Source organism: Microbacterium salitolerans, from assembly GCF_019720895.1.
In the GTDB taxonomy this organism is placed as follows: Bacteria; Actinomycetota; Actinomycetes; order Actinomycetales; family Microbacteriaceae; genus Microbacterium.
Window position 1 is genome coordinate 270,532 of the sequence record NZ_JAHKSH010000002.1, and the last position, 26,855, is coordinate 297,386.

A 26,855-nucleotide genomic window follows, 5' to 3' on the forward strand; every position below is an offset into this window, starting at 1 on the left:
AGGCATGCCTAACTTCCCTGGCATGATGGATGGGATGAACTCCGAGACCCCGGGCGCGCGGCGCCAGAAGGCCCAGTACGTGTTCGACGTGGACCGCACGGAGCGGATCGCGCCCGGCATGGTGCGTGTGCACCTGGGAGGCGCGGCATTCGCCGCGTTCGTCGAGAGCGTCGATGCGCAGAAGCAGCCGAAGACCGACAAGTACGTGAAGCTGCTCTTCGCGAAGCCCGAGCTGGGGCTCGAGCCGCCATACGATCTCGATGCGCTGCGGGAGACTCTCGCTCCCGAGGACATGCCGTCGCGACGCACGTACACGGTGCGATCGATCGACGAGGCGGCCGGCACGATGGCGGTCGACTTCGTCGTGCACGGCGACGAGGGGATCGCGGGCCCGTGGGCGGCGAGCGCCGTCCCGGGAGATCGCGTCGCGCTCATGGGACCCGGCGCGCAGTACGAGCCGTCACCTGACGTCGACGCGCACCTGTTCTTCGGCGATGAGTCGGCGATCCCGGCCATCGCAGCGGCGCTCGAGAGCCTCGACGCCGCGGCGCGAGGTCTCGCGCTCATCGAGGTGGGCGCGGCCGGCGACGAGCTCGACCTCGCGGCGCCGCATGGCGTCGAGGTGCGCTGGATCCACCGCGATGGACGCGCGTTCGGCGTTCCTCTCGTCGAGGCCGTGGAGGCGCTGCCCGCGCCGAACATCGCGGTCGACGTCTTCGCACACGGAGAGCGCGAGGCCATGAAGCGTCTGCGCCCGCTGGTCCACGCGGGGTGGGGGATCGACCGCCGGCTGCTCTCGCTGTCGGCGTACTGGGCGCACGGGCGCGCGGAGGACACCTTCCAGGCGGAGAAGCGCACGCCCACGGGGCAGATCTTCGAGCCGGACGCCTGAGCGACCGCGTGAGGGGCCGGGGGCAGGCGGCGGATCGCCTCCCCGGCTTCCACGGGCGGCGACGGCGCTCAGGCACAATGGGGCCATGATCAGGCGACGCGCGAGGGTGCGCTCCGAGCTCAAGAACACGGCGTACGAGATCTTCATCGGAGTGCTCTCGGTTCTTTCGATCGTGAACCTCGTCTTCGTCTTCGCCTTCCACTCCGACGGTGCGCTCCAGCTCATCCTGTCGATGATGAACGCCCTGTTCAGCCTGATCTTCCTCGGCGACTTCATCTATCGCATGGCGACCTCGACGTCGGCCGCGCGGTACTTCTTCCGGGGCTTCGGATGGGCCGACCTCCTCGCGAGCCTGCCGTTCCCGCACCTCAAGGTGCTGCGCGTGTTCCGCCTGCTGCGGGTCGTCCGCCTGATGCGCGATCTCGGGCCGCGCACCATCTGGCACACGCTCGTGCACGACCGCGCCAACAGCACGCTCATGACCCTGCTGCTGCTCGGCGTGCTCGTGCTCCAGTTCGGCAGCCTCTCGATCCTCGCCGTCGAGGGGCGCGCGGACGGCGCGAACATCACCACGGCATCGGACGCCCTCTGGTACACGATCGTGACGATCTCCACGGTCGGCTACGGCGACCAGTTCCCGGTCACGGACTCGGGGCGTCTGATCGGCGCACTCATCATCGTGGTGGGCGTCGGCATCTTCGGAACGTTCACCGGCTATCTCGCGAACCTCTTCCTCGGACCGGGCGAGGGCGCCGACGCGGTGAGCGGCGACGCGAGCACACCGGAGCCGGAGGCGTCCGACGCGTCCGCGGGCGTCGCCGCGGGCGCGACATCGGGAGCCGTCGCGGCCGGGGCCGCACACACGGCTCGCTCCCACGGTGCGGAGGTCGATGCGCCGGAGGCGTCTGCGGATCTCCGGGAGCAGCTCACCGCGATGCTCGCGCAGTCCCAGCAGACGACGGATCAGCTTCGCGCGCTGCTGGCGCGCACGGCAGACGACGAGGGGCGTGATCGCTGAGCTGCCGCCCGTCGCGCGCGGATCAGGGCACCCCACGATGACGCCGCGTGTCACCGCCGTTCCACGAGGGCGCTAAGGTCATCGCAGGGAGTGAGTGCGGTCCCCACCGCATCACCCCCTGGCCATAACCGAGAGTATGTTCCGCACCCCGTCGTCACGACGGGGACATCCTTGCGAAGAAAGGCACGTCAATGGATCTCTGGGAGAACTTCTGGGACCTGATCTGGTGGTTCATCTGGGTGTTTGCGTTCATCGCCTACCTGTTCGCGATCTTCGCGATCATCGGTGACCTGTTCCGCGACCGCAAGCTCAACGGCTGGTGGAAGGCGCTGTGGATCGTTCTGCTCGTCTTCGTGCCGTTCCTGACGGCTCTCGCCTACGTCATCGCACGCGGAAAGGGCATGGCCGAGCGTCAGGCGACCGACGCGCGCGCCGCACAGCAGGCGGCCGAGGACTACATCCGTGACGCGGCCGGCACGGCGGCGAGCCCGGCGACGGAGATCGCCAAGGCGAAGGACCTGCTCGACGCCGGCACGATCGACCAGCGGGAGTACGAGGCCCTCAAGGCCAAGGCGATCGCGCTGTCCTAGGCCGCGACGCCCGCAGGACAGGGCCGGATGCCTCGGGGCATCCGGCCCTGTGGCGTCGTCACCCGGTCAGGAGACCTGCGTGCAGCGCGCGCAGCACCGCCTGCGTGCGGTCGCGTGAGGCGAGTTTGACGAGGATCGCGGACACATGGTTCTTCACGGTCCCCTCCGCGAGGTGCAGCATGACGGCGATCTCGCGGTTGCTGTAACCGCCCGCCATGAGATGCAGCACGTCAAGTTCGCGCGCCGTGAGCGCCTCGAGGATCGCGAAGGAGCCGGCCGGGTCAGGGGCCGACCTCTCCGCCTCGCGCAGCAGGCGCTCGGTGAGCGCGGGCTGCAGCATCGTGCCGCCGTCGGCGACCGTGCGGATCCCGCGGGCGAGCTGTTCGAGCGTGACGTCCTTGAGGAGGTAGCCGCGTGCGCCTGCCCGCATCGCGGCGAGCACGAGCTCGGCGTCGTCGAACGTCGTCAGGACGAGCACCGGCACCTCGGCTCCGCGGCGGCGGAGCTCCTCGAGGGTGCCGATCCCATCGAGTCCCGGCATACGGAGGTCGAGCAGCACGACATCGGGCTGGAGTCGGGCGATCGCATCGAGCGCCTCCGCACCATCGGCGGCCTCGCCGACGACCTCGACTCCGTCGCCGACCTCGAGGAGTCCGCGGATGCCCTGCCGGACCAGGGTCTGGTCGTCGACGACGAGAACGCGCAGCGCTGTCATGTCGGGATCATCACGCGCACGTGGAGGCCCCCGTCCGGGTGCCGGCCGAACTCGGCCGTCCCGCCGAGTGCCTCGACGCGTTCGCGGATTCCGCGGAGGCCGTTGCCGGGTCGGATGTCACGGGGCGCCGTTCCGTCGTCGTGCGCGTCGAGGACGACGGATCCTTCCCGCGGATTCTGCGTCACGTCGATGTCGAGGCGGCGGGCTCCGCTTGCGTGCCGGATCGTGTTCGTGAGCACCTCCTGCGCGGTGCGGATGAGCGCGGTCGCGCTCTCCGCGTCGACCGTCAGATCGGTCGGGGTCGTCACACGGACCTCGGGACGCGGAACGCCGGAGACGACACGGCGAAGCGCGGCCTCGAGGGGCTCGTCGTCGTCGCGCACGGCCGACACGGTCGCGCGCACGTCGCCGAGCAGATCCTTCGCGATCGACCGCGCCCGCGCGATGTTCTCGCGCGCCGGCCCCGTCGCGCGGTGCGACGCGATCTCGAGTTCGAGGGCGAGAGCCGTGAGCTGGTGGCCGACGACATCGTGCAGATCGCGTGAGATGCGCAGACGCTCCTCGCCGCGCGCAGAACGTTCGAGCAGCGCCCCCGTCGCGGCCAGCTCGACGTGCGCTTCGGCGAGCCGGCGCCGCGACCTCTCCTCGGCCTGCCACACGCGCACGGTGTAGACGGCGACGATCTGGATCGCGAGGTAGAAGGCGGCGCCGACGATCTGGTCGGCGAACGACTGCGGAGCGGCCTGGACGAAGACGGCCGCGGCGTTGGCCGCGACGACGAGCGCCGTGCCCCACGTCGGCAGCAGGTAGCAGCTCAGCGCCGCGCCGAACACGAGGATCACGGCGGTGAAGCCCATCGCTCCCTGCAGGAGCAGGACGCTTGCGATCGCGAGCACCTGCTGCGCGCAGAACACGGACACGGCGAGGACGCGGGCACGGTGCTCGGCGAGGAACGATGTCGCCAGGTATGCGGCGAGGAACGCCGCGAAGACGATGGGCCACAGCCACGTCGGGCCGAGCGCGACGTCGTTCCCGGCGGCGGTCAGCACGACGTACGGCACGGCCAGGACAGCGCACAGAAGCGTGATGAGAGCCACCAGCACGAGGCCGGAGTCGATTCTGCGCACGACCCCACGCTATCGACTCGACGCTCGGCGCGCCCGTGCCGGAAGTCATGGGCAGAAGAGGTGACTCCTGCCACGCGCCCGGCATGTTCGTCCTCCGTAGCGTCGAAGCCACGACAGCCGCCGAACGATCAGGGGGATCACCATGACCAGTGCCGTCGAGACACGAGGCGTCCGCCGCGTCTACCGAGGTCGGGCCGCCCTGGACGGAGTCGACCTCGAGGTGCCGATCGGAGAGACGATCGGGATCCTCGGTCGCAATGGAGCCGGCAAGACCACGCTCGTCGAGACGATCGCCGGGCTCCGGAAGCCCACGTCCGGGTCGGTCCGCGTCCTGGGGCTGGACCCCGTCCGCGACCGCGCACGCGTGCGCAGCATCCTCGGTGTGCAGCTCCAGGACGCCCTGCTGCACTTCTCGCTCACCGTCGCCGAGAACATGCGCCTGCACCGCTCGTTCCATCGGCATGGCGCCGATCCGGATGAGCTCATCCACCAGCTCGGCCTCGACGATGTGCGCCAGACGCGGACGGAGAACCTCTCCGGTGGCCAGCGCCAACGGCTGTCAGTCGGCGCCGCTCTTGTCGGGCGTCCGCGCGTCGTCATCCTCGATGAGCTCACGACCGGTCTCGACCCTGACGGGCGCCGCGGCATCTGGCGCGTGATCGAGGACCTCCGGGCCGAGGGCGTCACGATCCTGCTCGTGAGCCACTCCATGGATGAGGTCGAACGCCTCTGCGAGCGTCTGATCGTCCTCGACAGCGGCCGGATCGTCGCGGAGGGCTCTCCCGAGGACGTGCGGCGGCATGCGGGCGCCGAAGATCTCGAGGAAGCCTTCCTCACTCTGAGTGCGCAGGCGCGCGAAGCGGAGGAGCGAGCATGACTGCGACCGGATACGACATCCCGCGACCGAAGGCGCCCGGGATCCGCGCCTGGACCCAGCTGACGCTGGCCGAGATGCGGACCGTGGCGCGTGACACCGCGGGTCTCATCGTGCCCATCGGCATGCCGAGCCTCTTCCTCATCGTCAACGGGATGGCCGTCAGCGGCGAGACATTGCCGGGGACCGGCGGGCGCTCCGTCCTCGAGGTGTTCGTGCTGCCGCTCATGCTCGTCATGGTCATCGCGCTCGTCGGCGTCGTGAACATGCCGTCCTTCCTCGCGACGTATCGCAAGGAGGGACTGCTCACACGGCTCGCCGCGACTCCCGTGCGGCCGGCGATGGTGCTCGGTGCCCAGGTGATCACCTCCTTCGTTCAGACGGCCGTCGGCATCGGCATCGCGACTACCATCTCTTTCCTCGCATTCGACATCGTCGGTCCTGTCGACGTCGCCGCGACGGTGGGCGTGCTGCTGCTCGTGTGCGCGGCCATGTACGCGCTCGGCATGGTCGTCGCCGCCGTGTCGCCGACGGCGAACGCCTCCGTCGCGATCGGCCTCGTCGCCTTCTTCGCCCTCGGCGCGGTCGGCGGGCTGTTCGGGGGCGCACAGAATCTCCCGGATGTCGTCCGCACGATCGGCGAGTGGACGCCGTTCGGCGCAGGAGTGACCGCGCTGCAGCACGCGTGGCTCGGCGAGCCCGTTCCCGGGAGCGCGCTGATCGCGCTCGCCGCAGTGGCCGTCGTCGGGTCGGTCGTCTCGATGCGCCTGTTCCGCTGGCGCAGGTGACGTCGGGCGGAGAGCCGCGGGACGGACAGCCAGACAATCTCGGCACGGGCGCAGTCGGCAACGAGGGCGCGACACGTCGAACGGGTAGCGTGAAGCGCATGTCTGAATCCCCGCTTCCCGACGTCGTGCGCATCGCGCGCGATCTCATCCGCATCGATACGACGAACTACGGCGGCGGGAACGCGAAGGGCGAGCGAGAGGCCGCCGAGTACGTCGGAGCGTTCCTGCGCGAGCTCGGCCTCGAGCCCGAGTTCTACGAGCCCGTCGAGCGTCGGACGAACGTCGTCGCGCGCGTCGAGGGGCGGAATCCCGACAAGCCCGCACTGGTGCTGCACGGCCACCTCGACGTCGTACCGGCGGTCGCGGGCGACTGGTCGGTGGATCCGTTCTCCGGAGAGATCCGCGACGGTCTGCTCTGGGGCCGCGGCGCCGTCGATATGAAGAACATGGACGCGATGATCCTCTGCGCGGTCGCTGACCTGCTCCGCGCGGGGGAGAAGCCCGAGCGCGACCTGATCCTCGCCTTCTTCAGCGACGAGGAGAACGGCGGCGTCGAGGGATCCCACCGGGTCGTCGAGGCGCACCCCGAGTGGTTCGCGGGCGCGACCGAGGCCATCAGCGAGGTCGGCGGCTACTCGATCCCCGTGGGTGACGCGTCGGCGTACCTGCTGCAGGTGGGCGAGAAGGCGCTCATGTGGATGACGCTGATCGCCCGCGGACGCGCCGGACACGGCAGTCGCGTGCACCCCGACAACGCCGTGACCCGCATCGCCGACGCGATCCAGAAGCTCGGATCCACCAGCTGGCCGGTCGAGCTCACCGAGACGACGCGCGCACTGCTCGACGGCATGCGGGACATCTGCGGCGACGGCACGGGGGATCCCGACCACGTCGCAAAGGCCGCGGGCCCCGCCGAGGCGTTCCTCGCCTCGACGTGGCGCACGACCGCGAACCCGACCGGGCTCACCGCGGGCTACAAGCACAATGTGATCCCCGACATGGCGACCGCGACGGTCGACGTGCGCGTGCTCCCGGGCATGGAGAAGCGCGTCCTCGCCGAGATCCAGGCGCTGATCGGCGACGACATCGAGATCGAGATCTTCCACACCGACATCGGCCTCGAGATCCCCTTCGAAGGCGAGCTCGTGGAGGCGATGGTGGGAGCGCTCGGCGCCCACGATCCCGGTGTTCCGGTTCTGCCGTACCTGCTCGGCGCAGGAACCGACAACAAGGCGCTGTCTCGACTCGGGATCGCGGGCTACGGCTTCGCGCCCCTGAAACTTCCCCGTGAACTCGACTTCACGGGCATGTTCCATGGTGTCGACGAGCGCGTTCCGTTGGATGCTCTCGTCTTCGGGCAGCGCGTGCTGACCGATCTCATCCGCACGTACTGATCCACGACGAAAGACCCGCCGCAGCATGCACATCATCGAGGCGATCATCCTCGGCCTGGTCCAGGGCCTGACGGAGTTCCTCCCCATCTCGTCGAGCGCGCACATCCGCGTCGTCGGCGAGTTCCTGCCCTCCGGGGCGGATCCCGGGGCGACCTTCACCGCCATCACGCAGATCGGCACAGAGGTCGCCGTTCTCGTTTACTTCTGGACGAAGATCGTCACGATCATCAGTCGGTGGGCGCTGTCGCTCGTCGGCAAGGTGCCGCGCAACGATCCCGACGCGCGTATGGGCTGGCTCGTGATCGTCGCGTCGATCCCGATCGGCATCCTCGGCTTCACGCTGCAGGACTACATCCGCGACGTGTTCCGCAACCTGTGGCTCGTCGCGACGGTGCTCATCGTCTTCGGCATCATCCTCGGGATCGCCGACAGATGGGGCGCCCGCCGACGCGAGATGCATGATGTCACCTACCCGCACGGAGTGACGATCGGCGTCGCGCAGGCGCTCGCGCTCATCCCGGGCGTCTCGCGCTCGGGAGCGACGACGACCGCCGCGCGCGCCCTGGGGTACAAGCGCACGGACGCGGCGGAGTTCGCCTTCCTCATGGCGATTCCTGCGGTCTTCGGCTCGGGGCTCTACGAGCTCAAGCACGGTCTCGAAGAGGGCGACGTCGGTCCGCTCGGATGGAGTGGGACCATCGTCGCGACGGTCGTCGCGTTCGTCGTCGGCTGGGTCGTGATCGCATACCTCATGCGGTACCTCAAGACCGGCAGCTTCCTGCCGTTCGTGATCTACCGGATCCTGCTGGGCGCGGCGATCATGATCCTGCTCGCGATGGGCGTGCTCACCCCGTTCGGCACCGCCTAGGGTGAGTCGTCGTCGGCGCCGCGACCTGCGCCGACGACGATCGATCGGGGAACGCGCGCCGACCCGTCACCCGCGCGGGGGACGGCCCTTGCCGGGGCCGTCCCCGCGGAGGTACTTCTCGAACGCCTGCGCGATCGCGTCGCCGGAGGCTTCGGGGGAGTCCCACGTGTCGCGGGCCTCTTCGAGCTGGTGGATGTAGTCGGTCATCTCCTCGTCGTCGGCGGCGGCCGCGTCGACCGTCGCCTCCCACGTCGCCGCCTCGGTCGGGAGCGACCCGAGGGCGACATCGCGGGCGGAGATCTCGCCGAGCTTCTCGAGCAGCGCGAGGGTGGCCTTGGGGGAGGGCGTGGCACCCGCGACGTAGTGCGGCACACTGGCCCACATCGACATGGTCGGGATCCCGGCGCGCTCGGTGGCGTCGGCCAGGACGCCGAGGATCCCCGTCGGGCCCTCGTAGCGGCTGCGATCGATCTCGAGCTGATTGCGAAGGAGCTCGTTGTCGCTCGTCGAGTGCACCGCGATGGGGCGCGTGTGGGGCACGTCGCTCATCATGGCGCCGATCGTGACGAGGCCCGTGATGTCCTCCGCGAGGAGCGTGTCGACGAACTCGGCGACGAATCCGCGCCAGGCGCGCGCCGGTTCGACGCCGCGCAGCGTCCAGAATCCGCGCGGATCGAGCGGGCGATGCAGCGTCGCCTCGGGCCAGTCGAGCACGCGCAGCCCTTCGCCGTCGGTGCGGACGGACGGACGCGTGTACTGGTAGTCGAAGTACAGCTCGGCGTCGACGGCGGCGATCTGGATGCTCGGCTGCGTGTCGCGCAGGACGCCGACGGCGGTGGACGCGGCTTCTCCGGCATCGTTCCAGCCGTCGAACGCGGCGACCGCGATGCGCGGGCCGAGTGCCTGCTGCGTGCTCTCTTCCACCGGGCTCCCTTCTGCCTGGGCGTCGTACCAGGCTATCCCCATAGGCTGGTGCGGTGACTCTCACCGACACCGCGTGGCCTCAGGCCGTGCTCTGGGACATGGATGGCACGCTCGTCGACACCGAGCCCTACTGGATGGCGGCCGAGACGGCGCTCGTGAAGCGGTTCGGCGGCACGTGGACGCACGACGATGCGCTCGAGCTCGTCGGCAGCGACCTCGAGGGGTCCGCGCGGATCCTTCAGCGCGCGGGCGTCGACATGGGCGAGCAGGAGATCGTCGAGCACCTGACCGACGAGGTCCTCCGTCAGATGGCCGAGTCCGGGATCCCCTTCCGGCCCGGGGCGCAGGAGCTTCTGCGCGACCTGCGGGACGCGGGGGTCAAGACGGCCATCGTCACGATGTCGCGTCACCGTATGGCCGCGCAGATCGCCGACCTCATCGAGTTCGACGCCTTCGACGCGATCCTCGGCGGCGACGACGTGCCGCGGCCGAAGCCGTTCCCGGACCCGTACCTCGCGGGCGCCGAGGCGCTGGGCGTCGACATCCGCGACTGCGTGGCGATCGAGGACTCCCCGACGGGGCTGACCTCCGCCGTCGCATCGGGGGCCGCGGCGCTCGGCGTGCCGCACATCGTCCCGCTCGGCGGCGTCGGGGCGCTCGAGCTGTGGCCCACTCTCGAGAAGCGCTCGGCCGAGGACCTGGCGGCGTTCTGGCGCGCGCACCGCGACGCGGGCTCGGCGGACGCCCGATGACGTCGGCACCGCGGGGGCCGTTCCGCTTCGGCGACCGCGTGCAGCTCACGGGCCCCAAGGGGAAGCTGCAGACCATCACGCTGCGCGAGGAGGGCGAACTGCACACACATCTCGGTGTGCTCGCGCACTCCCAGATCGAGGGACAGCCCGACGGATCGGTGGTCGCGAACAGCGAGGGGCACGAATACCTCGCGATGCGCCCGCTCCTGCGCGACTTCGTCATGTCGATGCCGCGCGGCGCCGCCATCGTCTACCCGAAGGACGCGGCGCAGATCGTCACGCAGGCCGACATCTTCCCCGGCGCCGTCGTGGTCGAGGCGGGCGTGGGATCGGGAGCGCTCTCGATGTCGCTCCTGCGGGCCATCGGGCACGAGGGACGCCTGATGTCCTTCGAGCGACGTATGGAGTTCGCCGACGTGGCTCGCGCCAACGTCGAGACGTTCTTCGGCGAGGTGCCGGGGTCCTGGTCGATCCACGAGGGCGATCTCGCCGACGCGCTTCCGCGCGATGTCGAGCACGGCGCGGTCGACCGCGTCGTGCTCGACATGCTCGCGCCGTGGGAGGTGCTCCCGGCCGTGAGCGACGCGCTCGCGCCGGGCGGCGTCGTCCTCTGCTATGTCGCGACGGCCACGCAGCTCAGCCGCATCGCCGAGTTCCTGCGCGGAATGGGCAGCTTCACCGAGCCGGAGTCGACCGAGACCATGGTGCGCGGCTGGCATGTCGACGGCCTCGCGGTGCGGCCCGACCACCGCATGGTGGGGCACACGGGGTTCCTCATCACGGCGCGCAAGCTCGCTCCCGGAGCGATCCCTCCTGAAGTCAGGCGACGTGCGTCCAAGCGCAGCTACGGCGACGAAGACGAGGAGATCTGGACCCCTGGATCCGTCGGAGACCGCGAGATCACCGACAAGAACCTCCGCAAGCGGATCCGCGAGGCGGAGAAGGCCGCCGGCGGCGCGCGACACGCCGCGCAGCTGCGGGCGAGCGACGCCGATGACGACTCCGCGTCCGAAGCCTGATTAGACTGACCCGGTGCGCAAGACGACAGCCGTAGCCTCCGTCCTTGGCCTGACCGCTCTCGCCCTCGCGGGATGCTCGTCGGCGCCGCAGACTCCCGAAGCCTGTGGACGCGAGGCCGTGACCGATCCGAGCCTCATGAACGCGGTCGAGGTGTCCGGCGAGATCGGCTCCCAGCCGACTGTCGATTTCCCGATGCCGTTCGTCGCCGAGAACGCGGAGCATGCCGATGTCGAGCAGGGCGACGGCCCCGTCATCGAGTCGATGCAGCAGGCCGTGCGCTTCGACGCGACGCTCTACGAGGGCACGACGGGTGTCGAGATCCCGCTCACGACCTATTCGGGCGACCAGTCGCAGGTTCTCGGCCTGTCGGCGCTCGTCGAGCAGCTCCCGGGCCTCGAGAGCGCGTTCGAGTGCGCGTCCGAGGGGTCCCGCGTCGTCGCGGCGCTCGGCAAGGAGGGCCTTTCTGAGGCCTTCGCGCAGCAGATCACGCAGTACGGTGCGCAGACGGGCGCCGAGCTCGATCCGACCCGCATGATCGCGGTCGTCGACGTCCACCGCGTCGTGCCCGGCGCCGCCGACGGTGCGCACGTCTACAACGATGGCCACGGTCTGCCGAGCGTCGTGCGCACGCCGGACGGTGTGCCCGGCGTCATCGTCCCCGACGGAGCGGCGCCGACCGACCAGGTCACGCAGACCCTGCTCAAGGGCGATGGCGACGCGATCGGGGAGGGTGACCTGCTCACCGTCCAGATGACGAGCGTCGACTGGTCGACGCGCAGCGTGTCGACGAACACCTGGGAGAGCGGCGCGCCCGCGACGACGACGGCGGATCAGCTGCCGGAAGGCGTTCCTCAGGCGCTCGAGGGCGCGACGGTGGGCTCGCAGATCATGACGATCGTGCCGGGCCAGGGCGGCTCGGCGACGATCACGGTCATCGACGTGCTGGGAGCCGTCGCCGCCGGCTGACGCTCTGACGCCCATGCGGCTCGTCTGGCCATAGGATTGCCAGGTGGCAGAGCGGATCCGTGCGGAAGAGCGGCTCATGAACCTCACGGTCGCCCTCTTGGGAACCGAGGTGGGGCTCACGCGAGCGCAGATCTTCGGCAGCGTGACGGGCTACGTCGAGCAGGCGCGCAAGGGGGCCGAGGCGCTCGAGCGCATGTTCGAACGAGACAAGGCGACTCTCGTCGAACTCGGAATGCGCATCGAGGTCATCGGCGACAGCGAGAATCCGCAGAACATGCGCGAGGCGCGGTACCGCATTCCGCGCGAGGACAACGCCCTTCCCGACGACCTCGAGTTCACGCCGGCCGAGCTCGCGGTGCTGAGCCTCGCGGCCGAGGCCTGGGGCGAGGCCACCATGTCACGCGAGGCGCGCTCTGGACTGCGCAAGATCCGAGCCCTCGGAATCGATGTCGACGAGCCGATTCTCGGCTTCACTCCGCAGCTGAGTGCCCGCGAGCAGGCATTCGCACCGCTCGAAGCCGCGATCGATCGCGCCGCAGTCGTGCAGTTCGCCTACCTGCGCCCCGGATCTCAGCGCGTCCGGATGCGAACAGTGAGCCCGCTCGCCCTCGTGCAGTTCGAGGGACGCTGGCATCTCCACGGAGACGACGCGGCGACGGGCGGACCGCGGACGTTCCTTCTCAGTCGCATCGTGTCGGAGATCCGCACGACCGGGGCCCGCTTCGACTCCGCGCTCCGGGAGGGCGCCGCCGAGAGAGCGCTCCGCGGCCTGCGCGAGGTCGCCGCTCGTCAGCACGCGCTCATCGAGGTGACCCCGGGGTCTGAGGCGGCTCTGCGGCTCTCGCGGCGAGCGATTCCCGACGCGGCCGTGCAGGGTCTTGTCGTTCCGTACGTCGACGCGTTCGTGCTCGCCGACGAGATCGCGTCGTACGGGCCGGAGGCGCGCGTCGTCGAGCCGGCGGACCTGCGGGACCTCGTGATCGAGCGGCTGCGCGCCGTGCGCCTGCTTCACGCACGGCCCGCGGATCCGCGCCGGGCCGAGGGGGCTGAGCCCGTGCGTCAGAAGAGGAAGGCACCCGTCGTCTCCGCCGAACGGGTCCGCACGATCCTCACACTCGTCCCGTGGCTCCTCGAGCGCGGAGACGTCTCGCTCTCCGAGGTCGCCGCGGAGTTCGACGTGCGCGCCGACGAGCTCCGGAAGATGCTCTCGACGCTCACGCTCGTGGGCGAGCCGATGGGCGGTCTCTACACGGGCGCGGCGTTCGATCTGGATCACGAGCTGCTCGACCGGCGCGGCATCGTGCGTCTCACGCAGACAGTCGGGATCGACCGCGTGCAGCGCTTCACGGCACGCGAGGCGGCCGCGCTCATCGCGGGCCTCCAGCTCGTGGCGGCGATGCCGGGAGCCGCCGACGGGCAGACCGTGAGCGACCTGCGCGCGAAGCTCTCGCGCGGCGCCGCGGAGGACCCGGCGGACTCGGTGGTGGTCGACGCGCCGACGTCCGACCTCCGCGGTCATCTCTCTCGCGCCGTCCGCGATCGCGTCTCCGTGCGATTCACATACCGTCGCCCCGACGGCGCCGAGACCTCGCGCACGGTCGACCCGTCGGGACTGCTGCTCTCGGGCGGCGAATGGTATCTGCAGGGGTGGTGCCATCTCCGCGAGGCCGGGCGCACCTTCCTGCTCGAGCGTATGAGCGATGTCGAGATCACAGACGCTCCCGCCGCACACGTCGAGGAGGTCACGGCTCGACTGTTCGAGCCTCGAGACGGCGACCTCGTCGCGACGCTGCGCTTCCCGCAGACGATCCGCCCCCTCATCGCCGCGTACCTCGAACATGCGGAGATCCGGGAGTCGGGCGACGACGTGGTCGCGCGGATCCCGGTCGCCGACGTCGGCACCGTCAAGCGTCTGGCGGCACGCGGGGGAGGGCGCATAGAGGTCCTCGCACCGCTCGCCGCTCGCGATTCGACCACAGCGTGGGCCGAGGCGGGTGAAAAGCTTCACCGGGCGGCGCTAGACTGACCGCGAACACGACCCCCATCGTTGGAGAACTTATGCCTTTCGGGAACGCCGGTATCTGGCAGATCCTCCTGATCCTCGCCATCGTCCTGCTCATCTTCGGCGCCTCGCGCCTGCCAGCGCTGGCGAAGAGCCTGGGACGCTCCGCGCGTGAGTTCAAGGGCGAGATCAAGCAGATGAAGGACGAGGGCAAGGCAGACAGCACGGCCGAGTCGACGGACGCCACGACGGACGCACCGTCGACGACGCCCTCCGCATCGCCGTCGTCGAACGACTCGTCGTCGTCTTCGTCCGACGTCAAGCCGTAGCCGGTCGTGGCACGACCCCTCACGAGCGAGGGAGACCGGGGCGGCGAGCCGCTGGGTGACCGCCGCATGACGCTGGCGGGGCACCTCAAGGAGCTCCGTCGACGCCTGACGTTCGCGGTGATCGGGCTCGCGGTGGGCATGATCATCGCGGCCTTCGCAACGACGTGGATCATCGAGTGGCTCACGTACCCGATCGAGCGCGTCGCGGAGAAGCTCAACGACGACACCTTCACGAAGCTCACCTTCACGACCGTCACCGGCCCATTCGATATGCGCGTGCGCATCTCGTTCGTCGCAGGCCTCATCCTGTCTGCCCCCGTCTGGCTGTGGCAGATCTGGCGCTTCATCACACCGGGCCTGACCCGGCGCGAGTTCTGGTACGCGCTCGGCTTCATGGGCGCGGCGATCCCGCTGTTCTTCGGCGGTGTGACGCTCTCGCTGTTCCTGCTGCCGAACATCATCACGATCATGGCGTCGTTCTTCCCCGAGAGCGTCGAGAACGCGGCCCAGATGTTCACCGCGACCGAGTACTACAACTTCGTCTTCCGCACGATGACGATCATCGGAATCGGCTTCGTCTCGCCCGTCTTCGTCGTCGCGTTGAATCTCGCCGACGTGATCCGCGCGAAGCAGATCATGAGGGCCTGGCGCTGGGTCGTCGTGCTCTGCCTGGTGTTCGGGATGTTCGCCTCGCCGCCCGCCGACATGCTCACGTTCGTCATCGTGTCGGCGGTCCTCTTCGTGCTCTACATGCTCGCGGCGCTGCTGTGCCTGCTGTTCGACTGGCGGAAGAAGAAGCGCGCCCCCGAGCTCTTCATCGAGTACGACTGAGCCTGGGGCGGTGCGAAAGAGGAGCCCGAGCATCAGGCTCGGGCTCCTCTTTCGCACTGCCGTGCGTCAGCCGGGGTAGACCGCGTCGACCTCGATCTCCACGAGCCAGCCGTCGACCGGCAGATTCTCGATCTCGAGCGCGAATCGTGAGGGACGTACGTCGTTCGACACCATCGGCTCGGTCGGGGTGGATCCGAGGAGCACCTCGAGAGAGTCGCCGGTCGAGCGGTTCGTGTTCGCGAAGAACTGGCGGTACGCGCGATTGAAGCCGGAGTAGTCCATCTTCTCCGCGCCCTCGGGGTTCTGCAGGAAGACCCGCATCGAGATGACGTCCTCGTAGGAGAGACCCGCCCGTTCGAGGTTGTCGCCGATGCGATTCAGCGTGCCGATCGCCTGTGCCTCGGTCAGCGTCACTCCCTCGGGGAGCTTGCCGCCGGGGAACACGTCTGTCGGGATGAAGCGCTCTTCGGCCGTCGCGTCAGGATCGTCGTTCATCGCGGCAGGCCCGAGACCGGAGGACTTGTACCAGGCGGCGTTCTTGCCGATCGCGACGCCGTCCGCGAGAAGGGCCTCATCGCCTGAGACGAACGAGTGCGCTTCGGTCGGCTTCGGCGTGAAGACGCCCGAGGCGAATGCGGTGCTCGGAACGGCGACGGCGGCGGTTGCGGCGACGGCGAGAGCGACCCTCGTGCGGGTTCTCATCTTCATGGGGACTCCTTGCGTGGTTCTCCGGCGGTGGCCGGGCCGCCGGATCCTCCGAGCGGCGTGTGGAGGCTCCCACCCCGAGATTTCACGATCGTGTCGGGAGGAGTCGACGGAGACACATGTCACGTGATCGACACACGTCGCCGTTTTCGTCACACGCCCGTCATGGATCATGACGCCGGTCGACACCGAGGCGAATCATCGGCGTGATGCGACCTTCATAGCCTGCTCGGACGTGGAGCGGACGGACCCAGATCCGTCATCGGGGGAGCGCTCCCGGAGAGTCCGCCCGAGAGGTTCAGTCACATGGTCACCGAGAAATCCGCCGGCGTCTCGCGCCGCAACTTCCTGCATGCCGTCGGCGCCGGATCCAGTGCTGGTGTCCTGTTCGCCACGATGGGGGCGATGGGGCTCGCGCCGGCTGCGGCCGCTCAGCCGACGTCCGGTGACTGGACGCCTCCGTCCGGCAGCGACTTCTCCCTGACCGGTCGCGGACGCAAGACGGTCGTCATCGTCGGGGCAGGGCCCGCGGGTCTGGCGTCGGCGTACGAGCTGCAGAAGGCGGGCTACGACGTCACCGTGCTCGAGGCGCGGCATCGCCCGGGCGGGCGCACGCTGACGGTGCGTGGCGGCGACAGCGAGACCGACAGCGACGGGGTCACGCAGACGGCGCGTTTCGACGACGGCATCTACATGAACTGCGGGGCCGGTCGCATTGCGCAGTGGATGGTCACGATGGACTACCTCCGCGAGCTCGGTGTGCCCTACGAGGTGTTCACGAACGCCAACGCCGACGCGTATCTCTATAACGAGAAGGCCGGATCCCGGCCGGGCGCGCCGACCCGGTACCGCACCGCGAAAGCCGACTGGTTCGGATACACCTCGGAGCTGCTGAGCTATGCCACCGATCAGGGCGCGCTCGATCAGAAGCTCACGACCGCGGACAAGGACCACCTGCGCGACTTCCTTCGCAGCTGGGGGGCGCTTCAGGCCGACGGCACCTACACGGGTGGGAACAACCGCGGCTTCTCCGAGTACCCCTCGGCCTGGAACGAGCACGGAACTCCGCTGACGGGACCCGCGTCCATGTCGGAGGTCTTCGGGTCGCGCATGGGGATGTACTTCCCGTTCGAGGTCAACTGGGAGCAGTCGATGCTGATGTTCCAGCCCACGGGCGGCATGGACGCCATCTGCGACCACTTCGTGAGAGCCATCGGCAAGAACAACGTGAGATACAACTCGCCGGTCACCGGCGTCGAGAACACCTCCTCGGGCGTTGCGGTCACGTACCAGCGCGCCCACGGCCCCGCGAAGCGGATCGAGGCCGACTACGCCATCGTCTCGGCGCCGGCCCAGCTCATGCGCCGGTGGGACACCAACTGGAGTCCCGAGATCGACGCCGCGCTCGGCGAATTCTCGATCGGGTCGCCGGCCGGCAAGATCGGGCTGCAGTACCGGTCCCGCTTCTGGGAGGACGACCACCGCATCTTCGGCGGCATCACCGAGACCGATATGGACCTCGCTCACATCTGGTACCCGTCGTATGGCTACGGCGAGAAGAAGGGCCTCGTCGTCGGCTACTACAACACGGGTGGGAACGCCCGTTCGTACGGCGCCATGAGCCCGGCGCAGCGTCAGGCGCGCGCCGTCTCACAGGGCGTGAAGATTCACGGCGAGAAGTACGCGACCGAGCTCGAGAGCTCGTTCTCGATCTCGTGGGACAAAGTGCCCTATGTCGAGGGCGCGTGGGCGTTCCCCGACACGTCGTCGTCGGGATTCACGCAGCTCCAGGCCGGTGAGGGCAGGGTGTTCTTCGCGGGCGACTGGATGTCGGAGATCTCGGCCTGGCAGCACGGGGCCTTCTGGTCGGCGCGCTACGCGGTGCAGGCGCTTCACGCGCAGGTCATGGCGAGCTGACGATCCTCGTCGGCGACGCCGGGAGGGAGAGCGTCGCGCGGTCCTGCGGCACCGGCGTCATCGGGATGAATGCGGTCTGACGAGGGGCGGGGTGCCGCGCGGCACCTCGCCCCTCCGCACGCGAAGTGGTGGGATGGACCCATGACCTCCGCCACACCCGCCGAACGGTATTCCGAGGCGCGAGACAACCGCGAGCATCCCATCACGATGGCATTCGCGGACGACCAGCGATTCGACCTCGACGCGTTCCAGATCGCGGGGTGCCGCGCGCTCGAAGACGGATCGAGCGTGCTCGTCGCGGCGCCGACGGGCGCGGGCAAGACGATCGTGGGAGAGTTCGCGATCCATCTCGCGATGCGCTCCGCGGGGGACAAGGCGTTCTACACGACGCCCATGAAGGCGCTGTCGAATCAGAAGTTCCGCGAGCTGCAGGACGTCTACGGCGCGGACGAGGTGGGCCTGCTGACGGGCGACACGAACATCAACGCCCATGCACGTGTCGTGGTCATGACGACCGAGGTGCTGCGCAACATGATCTACGCGGGATCGAGCGCGCTCGACGGGCTGCGGTACGTGATCATGGACGAGGTGCACTACCTCGCCGATCGGTTCCGCGGCGCCGTATGGGAGGAGGTCATCATCCATCTCCCCGAGAGCGTGCGGCTCGTGGCGCTCTCGGCCACGGTGTCGAACGCCGAGGAGTTCGGCGACTGGCTCGGGACCGTGCGCGGTGGCACGGAGGTCGTCGTCTCCGAGATCCGTCCCGTGCCGCTCGAGCAGCACGTGCTCGCGCGGGGCGACCTGCTGCCGCTGTTCGACGAGAGCAGGGGTGCCGCGGCGGCGGAGGTGAATCGCGACCTCCTGCGGCTCGGGCGCGCTCTGCCGAGCGGAGGGGGAGGTCACCGCGGACGCGGCAGGCCGCGTCACCAGCGCCCTCCCCACGGTGGAGGGCGTCTCGACCGGGCGCAGGCGATCGAGCTGCTCGACCGGCAGAATCTGCTTCCGGCGATCTTCTTCATCTTCAGTCGAGTCGGCTGCGACCAGGCGGTCCTCCAGGCGCGGCGGGCGGGGATCCGGCTCACTTCCTCGGAGGAGCGCTCCGAGATCCGCGACATCGTGCGGCAGCGCACAGCGGCGCTGCAGGACGAGGACCTCGGCGTGCTGGGGTTCTTCGAATGGTCGGACAACCTCGAGCGGGGGATCGCCGCCCACCACGCCGGCATGCTCCCGGCTTTCAAGGAAGTCGTCGAAGAGCTGTTCCAGAGGAAGCTCGTGAAGGTCGTCTTCGCGACGGAGACGCTCGCCCTCGGAATCAACATGCCCGCGCGCACCGTCGTGCTCGAGAAGCTCGAGAAGTTCAACGGCGAGGCGCGCGTGCCCATCACATCGGGAGAGTACACGCAGCTCACGGGGCGCGCCGGTCGTCGGGGGATCGACGTCGAGGGGCACGCCGTCGTGCACTGGACGGACGGACTCGATCCGCACGCGGTCGCGTCGCTCGCCTCGCGTCGCACGTATCCGCTCAACTCGTCGTTCCGCCCGACATACAACATGGCGGTCAACCTCATCGATCAGTTCGGTCGGCGGCGGGCGCGCGAGATTCTCGAGTCGTCGTTCGCGCAGTTCCAGGCCGACCGTGCGGTCGTCGGGCTCGCGCGCGAGGTGCGTGGTGCCGAGGAGTCGCTCGAGGGGTACCTGAAGGCGATGCAGTGCCACAAGGGCGACTTCTCCGAGTACGCCGGCATCCGGCGTGAGCTGAGCGACCTCGAGAAGAAGGCGCGCAAGGACCACTCGGCGTCGAAAGCGCGCGAGGAGCAGCGGCGCCAGAAGATGGCGAGCCTCAAGCGCCGCATGCAGCGGCACGAGTGCCACCGCTGCGAGGACCGCGAGAAGCACGCCCGATGGGGCGAGCGGTACTACAAGCTCAAGCGGCAGAACGACAAGCTGCGCAAGCAGATCGAGAGCCGCACGGGGACCGTCGCCCGTCAGTTCGACCGCATCGTCGACGTGCTCGTCGAGCTCGACTACGTGCGCGTCGACGGTGCGTCGGCCGAGCTGACCGATACCGGACGCACGATGAAGCGGATCTACGGCGACCGCGACCTCCTCGTCGCCGAGGCTCTCCGTCGCGGGCTGTGGGACAAGCTCGATGTCCCGTCGCTCGCGGCCCTCGCCTGCTCGCTCGTGTACGAGCCCCGCCGCGGCGAGCAGGGCGGTGAGGACCGGATCCCTCGGGGCGCGTTCGTCGATGCGCTCGACCAGACGGAGCGTCTCTGGGCCGAGCTCGACGATCTCGAGGAGGCGCACCGACTGCCGGGAACGGCGCCCGTCTCGCCCGGCCTGGCGGAGGCCATGCACATGTGGTCGCGCGGGCAGCTGCTCGATCGCGTGCTCGGCGCCGCCGACATGGCGGCGGGCGACTTCGTGCGCTGGGCGAAGCAGACGATCGATCTGCTCGACCAGATCTCGCGCGTGGCCGACGGCGATCTCGCCCGCACCGCCCGCCGGGCCCTCGACGCCGTCCGCCGGGGCATCGTCGCCTACACCGGGGTGTGAGGGACGGGGACCGGATGATCGACATCGTGCGCGGGGATCAGCTCGGGCCTGCCGGCCGACGCATGATCGTGGACGTGCTCGTCCGCGGGTTCTCCGAGGACTTCTCCTTCTTCTCGAAGGATCCCGGCAGGCTCGCGGACGCCTTCGAGCACATGGTGATTCCGGAGCGCTTCTTCGTCGCGCTCGTCGAGGGGGAGGCGGCCGCGATCGCGTCGGTCACGGTCGGGGAGGAGGAGTGCTTCGACCCCGACCCCCGAACGATCCGGCGGCTGCTAGGCCCCGTGCGCGGCGTCATCAGCGCTCTCGTCGTCCGCAGCCAGTTCCTGGGCGCGCACCCGGACGCGCGACCAGGGCTCGTGGAGATCGGGTTCGTCACCACGGCTCCGCGGTTCCAGGGCCGGGGTGTGGCGACCGCGCTGGTGCGCCACCTCATCGCGCTCCCCGGCGAGGAGTTCGTGCTCCGCGAGATCAAGAACACGAATGCGGTGGCTCTCGGGCTCTACGAGAAGCTGGGTTTCAAGGTGTCGGAGACGCGCCGGGTGCGGTTCGCGAAGAGGGCCGGGTTCTCCGAGTACGTCTCGATGTCCCTTCGACCGGGCGACGTTCGGCGCGTCACCGACGTCACCTGAGGACGCCGATCACTCACCTGCGGCGTCGCGGAAGTCGCGGTCCCACGCGCGCAGCTCGGTGCGCGCACTCAGGCTGTCCAGCGAGGTCTCGGCGCGGATCGCGCGGCGCATCGTGAGGTCTGTCGCGTCTTCCGAGGCCCGGTGCGCGACGTCGTCCAGCGCCTGTTCGACCTCGGCGATGCGGCGGTCGCGGTCGTCCCAGAGTTCGGGCGTCTCGATCATCGCGAGGAGATAGCCGCGGTCGAGTGCCGTCGCGAGTCTGCCGAGCGCCGGGACGTACTCGTGCTCAGCGCGGGCGAGGTCCTCACCGGAGGAGGAAAGCCGCTGGAACAGGTCGCCGACGCCGCGGGTGACGTCACGGATGGAGCGCGCCGTGCGGGCCGCGACCGGGTAGCGCTCGCGCGCGAGATAGACACCGCGCAGCACGTCGAGACGGCCCAGCACGTCCGCGACGGCCGGCGGGATCTGACCGGGGGAGATCTCGTCGCCCGTGCGGCGGGCGCGGGCGACGAGCACGCCGACCCCGATGCCGCCCGCGACGAGCGCGGCGACGCCGATGACGGCTCCGACGACAGCGGGTGCGAACAGGGCGCCCAGATCCATGCGGTCAGCCTAGTGCGCGTCGTCCGATGTTCGTCGGGGGGCGATGACCGAACCGGCGAACGACGATCCGGCGGGAGGAGCCGCTGATCCCTCCCACCATTGTGTCGTCCGCTACCGTCCGTTGTCGTCCCGTCCTTCGGTGGGCATCGCTATCGTCGGTCGTCGTGCGGGCCCGGGGCCGCCTCGACCGTCACCACCGCGTTCTTGAACTCGGGCATCGCGCTGTGGGGGTCGGTCTTCGCGCTCGTGAGCAGATTCGCGCTCTCGGCCCCCGCGTAGTGGAACGGCAGGAACACGGTGTCGGGGCGGATGTCGGCGTTCACGCGCGCCGTCGCCTCGACGGATCCGCGCCCGTTCGACAGGCGCACACGCTGTCCTTCCGCGATCCCGCGGTCGCGAGCTGTCACGGGGTGCAGCTGGGCCGTGAGCTCGGGGCTCGTCGCGTGGAGGTCGTCGACGCGCCGCGTCTGCGTGCCCGACTGATAGTGCTCGAGGAGTCGGCCGGTGATCAGGCTCAGCTCGGCCCCGCGCGGGCGCTCGGGCTCGCGCGCCCGCACCGCGACGAGGCGTGCCCGCCCGTCCGCGTGCGCGAAGCGCTCGCGGAACAGATGCGGCGTGCCGGCGGATCCCTGCGGGAACGGCCAGTGCGCCGCGACCCCCGTGTCGAGCAGGTCGTGCGAGAGCCCGGAGTAGTCGCTGAGCCCACCGGCAGACGCGCGCGCGAGTTCATCGAACACCTCGGCGGGATCCAGCGACCAGGTTCCCGGGGCATCGAGACGGCGCGCGAGCTCGCGCAGGATCCAGAGCTCGCTGCGCGGACCCGCGGGCGGCTCCACGGCCTTGCGGCGCCGGATCACGCGGCCCTCGAGGTTCGTCATCGTGCCCTCCTCCTCGGCCCACTGCAGGACGGGCAGCACGATGTCGGCCATCGCCGCCGTCTCGGAGAGGAAGAAGTCGCTCACCACGAGCAGGTCCAGTGCGCCGAGCGACGCCCGCACCCGCGAGACGTCGGGTGCCGAGACGACGACGTTGGACCCGTGCACGAGCAGCATGCGCACGCCGCCGTCCGTGCCGCATGACTGCAGCAGCTGCACGGCGGGGACGCCGGGGCCGGGAAGAGAAGCGGGTTCGACGCCCCAGATTCCTGCGACGTGGGCGCGGGCGGCCGGATCCGTGATCTTGCGGTATCCCGGCAGCTGGTCCGATTTCTGGCCGTGCTCTCGGCCGCCCTGACCGTTGCCCTGCCCCGTGAGGGTGCCGTATCCGCTGCCTTCCCGCCCGACGAGGCCGAGCAGGAGCGCGAGATTGATGGCGGCCGTCGCCGTGTCGGTGCCGTCGGCGTGCTGTTCCACGCCGCGGCCGGTCAGAATGTACGCCGACCCCGCCGCGGCCAGGCGGTGCGCGATGTCGCGGATGACGGCGGCGGGAACTCCCGTGACCGATTCGGTGCGGGCGGGCCACCACTGCTGCACGGAGCGCGACAGGGCGGCGAATCCGACGGTGCGATCGTCGAGGTAGGCGCCGTCGTGCAGCCCCTCGGCGAGGACGACGTGCGCGATGCCGAGCAGCAGCGCGAGATCGGTTCCGGGGGCGGGCTGCACGTGGAGGCCCGCGCCGTCGTCCGTCAGGCGGGCGGTCGTCGAGCGGCGCGGGTCCACGACGAGGAGCCCGCCGCGCGCGCGGGCGCCCTGCAGGTGCCGCACGAACGGTGGCATCGTGTCGCCCATGTTCGAGCCCAGGACGAGGACGACATCGGCGGTGCCGACGTCGCTGAGCGGGAACGGCAGCCCCCTGTCGAGCCCGAACGCGCGGTTCGCCGCGGCGGCGGCCGACGACATGCAGAACCGCCCGTTGTAGTCGATGCGGCTGGTTCCGAGCGCGATACGCGCGAACTTGCCGAGCTGGTACGACTTCTCGTTCGTGAGCCCGCCCCCGCCGAACACGCCGATGGCGTCGCGGCCGCTCTCGGTCTGGATCCGCAGAGCCTCGCGTGCGATCCGATCGAGCGCCTCGGCCCACGTCGCCTCGGCGAAGGATCCGTCCGGTCGCCTCATGAGGGGGGAGACGAGGCGGTCGGTGCGGGCGAGCAGCTCCGCCGAAGTCCACCCCTTCTTGCAGAGCCCGCCGCGATTCGTGGGGAACTCGCGGCCGGCGACCTCGACGGGCAGGCGCTCGTCGGGCGTCGGCGAGAGCGTCATGGCGCACTGCAGCGCGCAGTACGGGCAGTGCGTGTCGGTCGGGCGGGCTGGAGCGTCGGCGATCGTCACGCGGGCGCCGCCTCGAGATTCCGCAGCATCTCTGCGATGCGCGATCGGCAGCCGCCGCACCCGGTCCCCGCGCGCGTGCGGCGGCCGACGTCCTCGACGGTCGCGCATCCGTGCTGGGCGACGGCGTCCTCGATGGGTCCCGCAGTCACCGCATTGCACAGGCAGACCGTGGCCGCGCGGCCCTCGGCGCGCGGCGTCTGCTCGCCCGCGGCGTCGAGCCGCAGCAGGAGGGATCGGTCGCTCGGCAGCTCACCGCGACGCTGGTAGAGCACGCTCAGCTCCGCGGCCGCGCGCGGCATGCCGACGGCGACGAAGCCATCGAGCACGCCGTCGGTCGTCGCCATCTTCACGTAGGTGCCGTGCTGCGGGTCAGCCCACATCGCCACCTCGGGGGCGCGCTCGCCCGCGGGGACGGGCGCGAAGGGATCCGCCTGCGCGTCGCCGGCCGTGACGAGGTCGACCTGTCCGGCTTTCATGAGGACGATGCCGGGCACGTCCTCCTCATATGGCGCTGGATCCTCTCCGTCGAGCTCGGCGAGGATCGCCTGCGCGAGCCACTCAGCCTGCCGCCACCCGGGCCCGACGAGTCCGCTCGGACCGCCGGGGACCTCGCGATCGTGGCGATGCACGGCGGGATCCGCAACGTGGGCGACGTCGCCGATCGCGTGGATCGTCGGATCCGTCCAGGAGCGCAGACGATCGTCGACGAGGACTCCGCGCGCGGTGCGCAGCCCCGCGTCCGTCGCGAGCTCGGCGCGCGCCTGCACGCCGCAGGACAGTACGAGCAGATCGCCCTCGATGCGCTTGCCGTCGCCCGAGACGAGCGCACGGAAGGTGCGACGACCATCGACCTCGTGGGCCACGATCGCCTCGGCGCGCGTGTGCGGGACGACGCCGACCCCCGCGCGGGTGAGCTGGTCGACGAGCACGTGCGCGGCACCGCGGTCGAGGTGGCGCGGCATCGGGGCGGGGCCGAAGTGCGCCAGCTGCGGGATCGCACCCGCGGCGGCCAGGAGCAGCGCGAGCTCGAGACCGAGGACGCCCGCGCCGAGGACGACGACGCGCCCGCCCGCCGCGACGACATCCGCCACCCGTTCCGCGTCCTCGAGCGAGCGCATCGCGCACACGCCGTCTGTCAGGACGGAGTCGACGCCGGCCGCGTCGTCGCCCGTCGTCTCGAGACCGTCGAGCGGCGGGACGTTCGCCCGCGCGCCCGTGGCGAGGACGACGCGGTCGTAGCGGATCCGCTCTCCGTCCGAGAGGACGACCTCGCGGGCCTCGCGGTCGATGGCGTCCGCCCGCCGGCCGCGGATGACGCGGGCGCCACCCGCAACGACGTCGCGGGTGTCGGCGATCTGCAGCGTGTCTCGCTCGATCTCGCCGGCGGCGAACTCGGCGATCATGATCCGGTTGTAGGGCTCGTGGCGCTCCGCGCCGACGATCGTGAGGTCGACCTGACCGCGCTCGACGGCGGGCAGGATCTCCTCGGCGAAGCGCACGCCCACGGGCCCGAAGCCGAGGAGCACGATCCTCGTCGTCATACGATCCGTCCGGCGAGCGACCGGCGGGGGATCATGTACACGACCGCGGTGAGCACGGCGAGCACGACGTAGAACGCGATGAAGCCCCAGAACGCCGCGTCGTACGTGCTCGTCGCCTGCTGCGATGCGTTGAGCACCTGTGGGATCACGAAGCCGCCATAGGCACCGAGCGCTGAGATGATGCCGAGTGCCGCGGCGCCCTGGCGCTGCGTCGAGACGGCGTTGTCCTCCCCGGCCTTCGCGGCGCCGCGCGCCGCGAAGATCGACGGGATCATCCGGTAGGTGGCACCGTTGCCGATGCCCGTCGCGCAGAACAGCACGAGGAAGCAGCCGAGGAAGACCCAGAAGTTCGCCAGCGGCAGGGTGAGGACGAGAGCCAGGGTCGCCGCGATCATCACGGCGAACGACACCACGGTCATCCGCGCTCCGCCCACGCGATCGGCGAGCCTGCCGCCGTACGGCCGCGCCAGGGAGCCGACGAGCGCGCCGAGGAATGCGAGCGTCATCGATGCGGCGCCGATCGAGAACGTCGAGAACTCGGGGAACTGATCCGCGATGAGCTTGGGGAACACGCCCGCGAACCCGATGAACGACCCGAACGTGCCGATGTAGAGCAGCGCCATGATCCAGAGGTGCGGTTCGCGCAGCGCCGCGGCGGCGCCCGCGACGTCGCTCCTGGCCGTGGAGAGGTTGTCCATGAACTTCCACGCGCCCCACATGGCGAGCAGGATGAACGGCACCCAGATGAAGCCCGCGAGATGCAGGTTGAGCGTGCCGGCGGCGCCGAGGGTGACGACGATCGGCACGAGAAGCTGCGCGACGGCGGCGCCGAGATTGCCGCCCGCCGCGTTGAGACCGAGGGCGTACCCCTTCTCCCTCTGCGGGAAGAAGAAGGTGATGTTGGCCATCGAGCTGGCGAAATTGCCGCCGCCGAGGCCACCGAGCGCCGCGACGACCACGAGGACGGCGTACGGGGTGTCAGGGTTCTGCACGACGACCCCGAGCCCGATGGCGGGGATCAGCAGCAGACCGGCCGAGATGATCGTCCAGTTGCGGCCGCCGAACCTCGCGACCATGAATGTATAGGGGAAGCGCAGCGTCGCGCCGACGAGGCTCGCGACCGAGATGAGCCAGAACTGCTGCGTCGAGGTGATGTCGAAGCCGGCGGCCGGGAGCATCACGACGACGATGCTCCACAGCTGCCAGACGACGAAGCCGAGGAACTCGGCGAAGATCGACCACCGGAGGTTGCGCTGCGCGATCGCGCGGCCTTCCGACTCCCACTGGCGGGGATCCTCGGCGTTCCAGCCGTCGATCCAGCGACCGCGCCGGAAGACCAGCGTCGACGGCGACTCGGCGGTGCTGTGCGGGGTGGTGCTCGCGGTGCTCAGCGGCGTGGCCATGGCGTCCCTCCAGATCGAATTCTCGTCCCGTGCGAGGTCGACGCTATGAGAGGGGTGTTTCGGGCCGCCCGCCACGGCGGTGTCGAGTGCGTCACCTTTCCTTCACGGGATCAGCGTGGTGCCGAGGAGAGCAGGGAAACGTCG

The 26,855-nt window shown here is 69.9% G+C and carries 24 protein-coding genes; 16 read left to right on the top strand and 8 right to left on the bottom strand.

All coding sequences use genetic code 11. The features are described 5' to 3' along the window. Nucleotides 1-34 precede the first annotated feature (34 nt). The 3 genes from KOL93_RS04500 (at nt 35) to KOL93_RS04510 (ending at nt 2,500) form a co-directional block, all read left to right on the top strand. Nucleotides 35-892 carry a siderophore-interacting protein gene (locus tag KOL93_RS04500; RefSeq protein WP_221584128.1) on the top strand — a complete coding sequence of 286 codons (858 nt, stop codon included), beginning with the start codon at nt 35-37 and terminating at the stop codon, nt 890-892. Nucleotides 893-977: 85 nt separating this feature from the next. After that, on the top strand, nt 978-1,910 hold the full coding sequence (locus tag KOL93_RS04505; protein ID WP_221584130.1) for an ion transporter: 933 nt from the start codon (nt 978-980) through the stop codon (nt 1,908-1,910). Between the two features lie 191 nt (nt 1,911-2,101). Further along, the gene (locus KOL93_RS04510) at nt 2,102-2,500 is read left to right on the top strand and encodes an SHOCT domain-containing protein (RefSeq protein WP_221584131.1); all 399 of its coding nucleotides are present in this window, start codon (nt 2,102-2,104) and stop codon (nt 2,498-2,500) included. 58 nt (nt 2,501-2,558) lie between these two features. Here KOL93_RS04510 and KOL93_RS04515 read toward each other — a convergent pair whose 3' ends face one another. Both KOL93_RS04515 and KOL93_RS04520 read right to left on the bottom strand, forming a co-directional pair. Continuing rightward, entirely contained in the window at nt 2,559-3,215 is a 657-nt protein-coding gene (locus tag KOL93_RS04515) for a response regulator (protein WP_221584133.1), read from the bottom strand. Then, nucleotides 3,212-4,342, bottom strand: a complete 1,131-nt coding sequence (locus tag KOL93_RS04520) for a sensor histidine kinase (RefSeq protein WP_221584134.1) — start codon at nt 4,340-4,342, stop codon at nt 3,212-3,214. The genes KOL93_RS04515 and KOL93_RS04520 overlap by 4 nt, the downstream gene beginning before the upstream one ends. Nucleotides 4,343-4,484: 142 nt before the next feature. Here KOL93_RS04520 and KOL93_RS04525 point away from each other — a divergent pair, with 142 nt between their 5' ends. The 4 genes from KOL93_RS04525 to KOL93_RS04540 all read left to right on the top strand — a co-directional run bounded on the left by KOL93_RS04525 (nt 4,485) and on the right by KOL93_RS04540 (nt 8,266). Beyond that, the gene (locus KOL93_RS04525) at nt 4,485-5,219 is read left to right on the top strand and encodes an ABC transporter ATP-binding protein (protein ID WP_221584136.1); all 735 of its coding nucleotides are present in this window, start codon (nt 4,485-4,487) and stop codon (nt 5,217-5,219) included. Beyond that, complete coding sequence (locus KOL93_RS04530; RefSeq protein WP_221584137.1) at nt 5,216-6,004, top strand: ABC transporter permease; 789 nt, start codon at nt 5,216-5,218, stop codon at nt 6,002-6,004. The genes KOL93_RS04525 and KOL93_RS04530 overlap by 4 nt, the downstream gene beginning before the upstream one ends. A 98-nt stretch (nt 6,005-6,102) precedes the next feature. After that, nucleotides 6,103-7,398 (top strand): M20/M25/M40 family metallo-hydrolase, encoded by a 1,296-nt coding sequence (locus KOL93_RS04535; protein ID WP_221584138.1) that lies wholly within the window; start codon nt 6,103-6,105, stop codon nt 7,396-7,398. A 25-nt stretch (nt 7,399-7,423) separates the two neighbouring features. Then, nucleotides 7,424-8,266, top strand: a complete 843-nt coding sequence (locus KOL93_RS04540) for an undecaprenyl-diphosphate phosphatase (protein ID WP_221584139.1) — start codon at nt 7,424-7,426, stop codon at nt 8,264-8,266. Between the two features lie 66 nt (nt 8,267-8,332). On the opposite strand, the gene KOL93_RS04545 is transcribed toward KOL93_RS04540, so the two are convergent. Beyond that, nucleotides 8,333-9,190: a PAC2 family protein gene (locus tag KOL93_RS04545; RefSeq protein ID WP_308291536.1), complete on the bottom strand. Its 858-nt coding sequence runs from the start codon at nt 9,188-9,190 to the stop codon at nt 8,333-8,335. 53 nt (nt 9,191-9,243) lie between these two features. Between KOL93_RS04545 and KOL93_RS04550 the strand changes: the two genes are divergently transcribed. Genes KOL93_RS04550 through tatC form a run of 6 tightly spaced genes read left to right on the top strand, consistent with a single transcriptional unit; the run spans nt 9,244 to nt 15,090 of the window. Then, a complete protein-coding gene (locus KOL93_RS04550) occupies nt 9,244-9,942 on the top strand; it encodes an HAD family hydrolase (protein WP_308291537.1) in 699 nt (232 codons plus the stop codon). Next, entirely contained in the window at nt 9,939-10,961 is a 1,023-nt protein-coding gene (locus tag KOL93_RS04555; protein ID WP_221584143.1) for a tRNA (adenine-N1)-methyltransferase, read from the top strand. Before KOL93_RS04550 ends, KOL93_RS04555 begins: the two co-directional genes overlap by 4 nt. A gap of 13 nt (nt 10,962-10,974) precedes the next feature. After that, nucleotides 10,975-11,928 carry an FKBP-type peptidyl-prolyl cis-trans isomerase gene (locus KOL93_RS04560; RefSeq protein ID WP_221584144.1) on the top strand — a complete coding sequence of 318 codons (954 nt, stop codon included), beginning with the start codon at nt 10,975-10,977 and terminating at the stop codon, nt 11,926-11,928. 43 nt (nt 11,929-11,971) lie between these two features. Beyond that, nucleotides 11,972-13,954, top strand: coding sequence for a helix-turn-helix transcriptional regulator (locus KOL93_RS04565; RefSeq protein ID WP_221584145.1), 1,983 nt, complete (start codon nt 11,972-11,974; stop codon nt 13,952-13,954). A 32-nt stretch (nt 13,955-13,986) separates the two neighbouring features. Beyond that, nucleotides 13,987-14,259 (top strand): twin-arginine translocase TatA/TatE family subunit, encoded by a 273-nt coding sequence (gene tatA / locus KOL93_RS04570; protein ID WP_221584146.1) that lies wholly within the window; start codon nt 13,987-13,989, stop codon nt 14,257-14,259. 6 nt (nt 14,260-14,265) lie between these two features. Further along, nucleotides 14,266-15,090, top strand: coding sequence for a twin-arginine translocase subunit TatC (gene tatC / locus KOL93_RS04575; protein WP_308291538.1), 825 nt, complete (start codon nt 14,266-14,268; stop codon nt 15,088-15,090). A 66-nt stretch (nt 15,091-15,156) separates the two neighbouring features. Here the strand turns inward: tatC and KOL93_RS04580 are convergent, their stop codons facing one another. After that, complete coding sequence (locus KOL93_RS04580; protein WP_260405933.1) at nt 15,157-15,798, bottom strand: Rid family hydrolase; 642 nt, start codon at nt 15,796-15,798, stop codon at nt 15,157-15,159. A 303-nt stretch (nt 15,799-16,101) separates the two neighbouring features. Between KOL93_RS04580 and KOL93_RS04585 the strand changes: the two genes are divergently transcribed. The 3 genes from KOL93_RS04585 (at nt 16,102) to KOL93_RS04595 (ending at nt 20,897) form a co-directional block, all read left to right on the top strand. Further along, complete coding sequence (locus KOL93_RS04585; RefSeq protein WP_221584147.1) at nt 16,102-17,712, top strand: flavin monoamine oxidase family protein; 1,611 nt, start codon at nt 16,102-16,104, stop codon at nt 17,710-17,712. A 141-nt stretch (nt 17,713-17,853) separates the two neighbouring features. After that, nucleotides 17,854-20,268, top strand: coding sequence for a DEAD/DEAH box helicase (locus KOL93_RS04590; protein WP_221584149.1), 2,415 nt, complete (start codon nt 17,854-17,856; stop codon nt 20,266-20,268). Between the two features lie 14 nt (nt 20,269-20,282). Then, nucleotides 20,283-20,897, top strand: coding sequence for a GNAT family N-acetyltransferase (locus KOL93_RS04595; RefSeq protein WP_221584150.1), 615 nt, complete (start codon nt 20,283-20,285; stop codon nt 20,895-20,897). A 9-nt stretch (nt 20,898-20,906) separates the two neighbouring features. Here the strand turns inward: KOL93_RS04595 and KOL93_RS04600 are convergent, their stop codons facing one another. The 4 genes from KOL93_RS04600 to KOL93_RS04615 all read right to left on the bottom strand — a co-directional run bounded on the left by KOL93_RS04600 (nt 20,907) and on the right by KOL93_RS04615 (nt 26,711). Then, on the bottom strand, nt 20,907-21,500 hold the full coding sequence (locus KOL93_RS04600; RefSeq protein ID WP_221584153.1) for a hypothetical protein: 594 nt from the start codon (nt 21,498-21,500) through the stop codon (nt 20,907-20,909). Between the two features lie 149 nt (nt 21,501-21,649). Next, a complete protein-coding gene (locus tag KOL93_RS04605) occupies nt 21,650-23,767 on the bottom strand; it encodes a molybdopterin oxidoreductase family protein (RefSeq protein ID WP_308291539.1) in 2,118 nt (705 codons plus the stop codon). After that, on the bottom strand, nt 23,764-25,308 hold the full coding sequence (locus KOL93_RS04610; RefSeq protein WP_221584155.1) for an FAD-dependent oxidoreductase: 1,545 nt from the start codon (nt 25,306-25,308) through the stop codon (nt 23,764-23,766). Before KOL93_RS04610 ends, KOL93_RS04605 begins: the two co-directional genes overlap by 4 nt. After that, nucleotides 25,305-26,711, bottom strand: a complete 1,407-nt coding sequence (locus tag KOL93_RS04615; protein ID WP_221584156.1) for an MFS transporter — start codon at nt 26,709-26,711, stop codon at nt 25,305-25,307. Before KOL93_RS04615 ends, KOL93_RS04610 begins: the two co-directional genes overlap by 4 nt. Between the last annotated feature and the right edge of the window lie 144 nt (nt 26,712-26,855).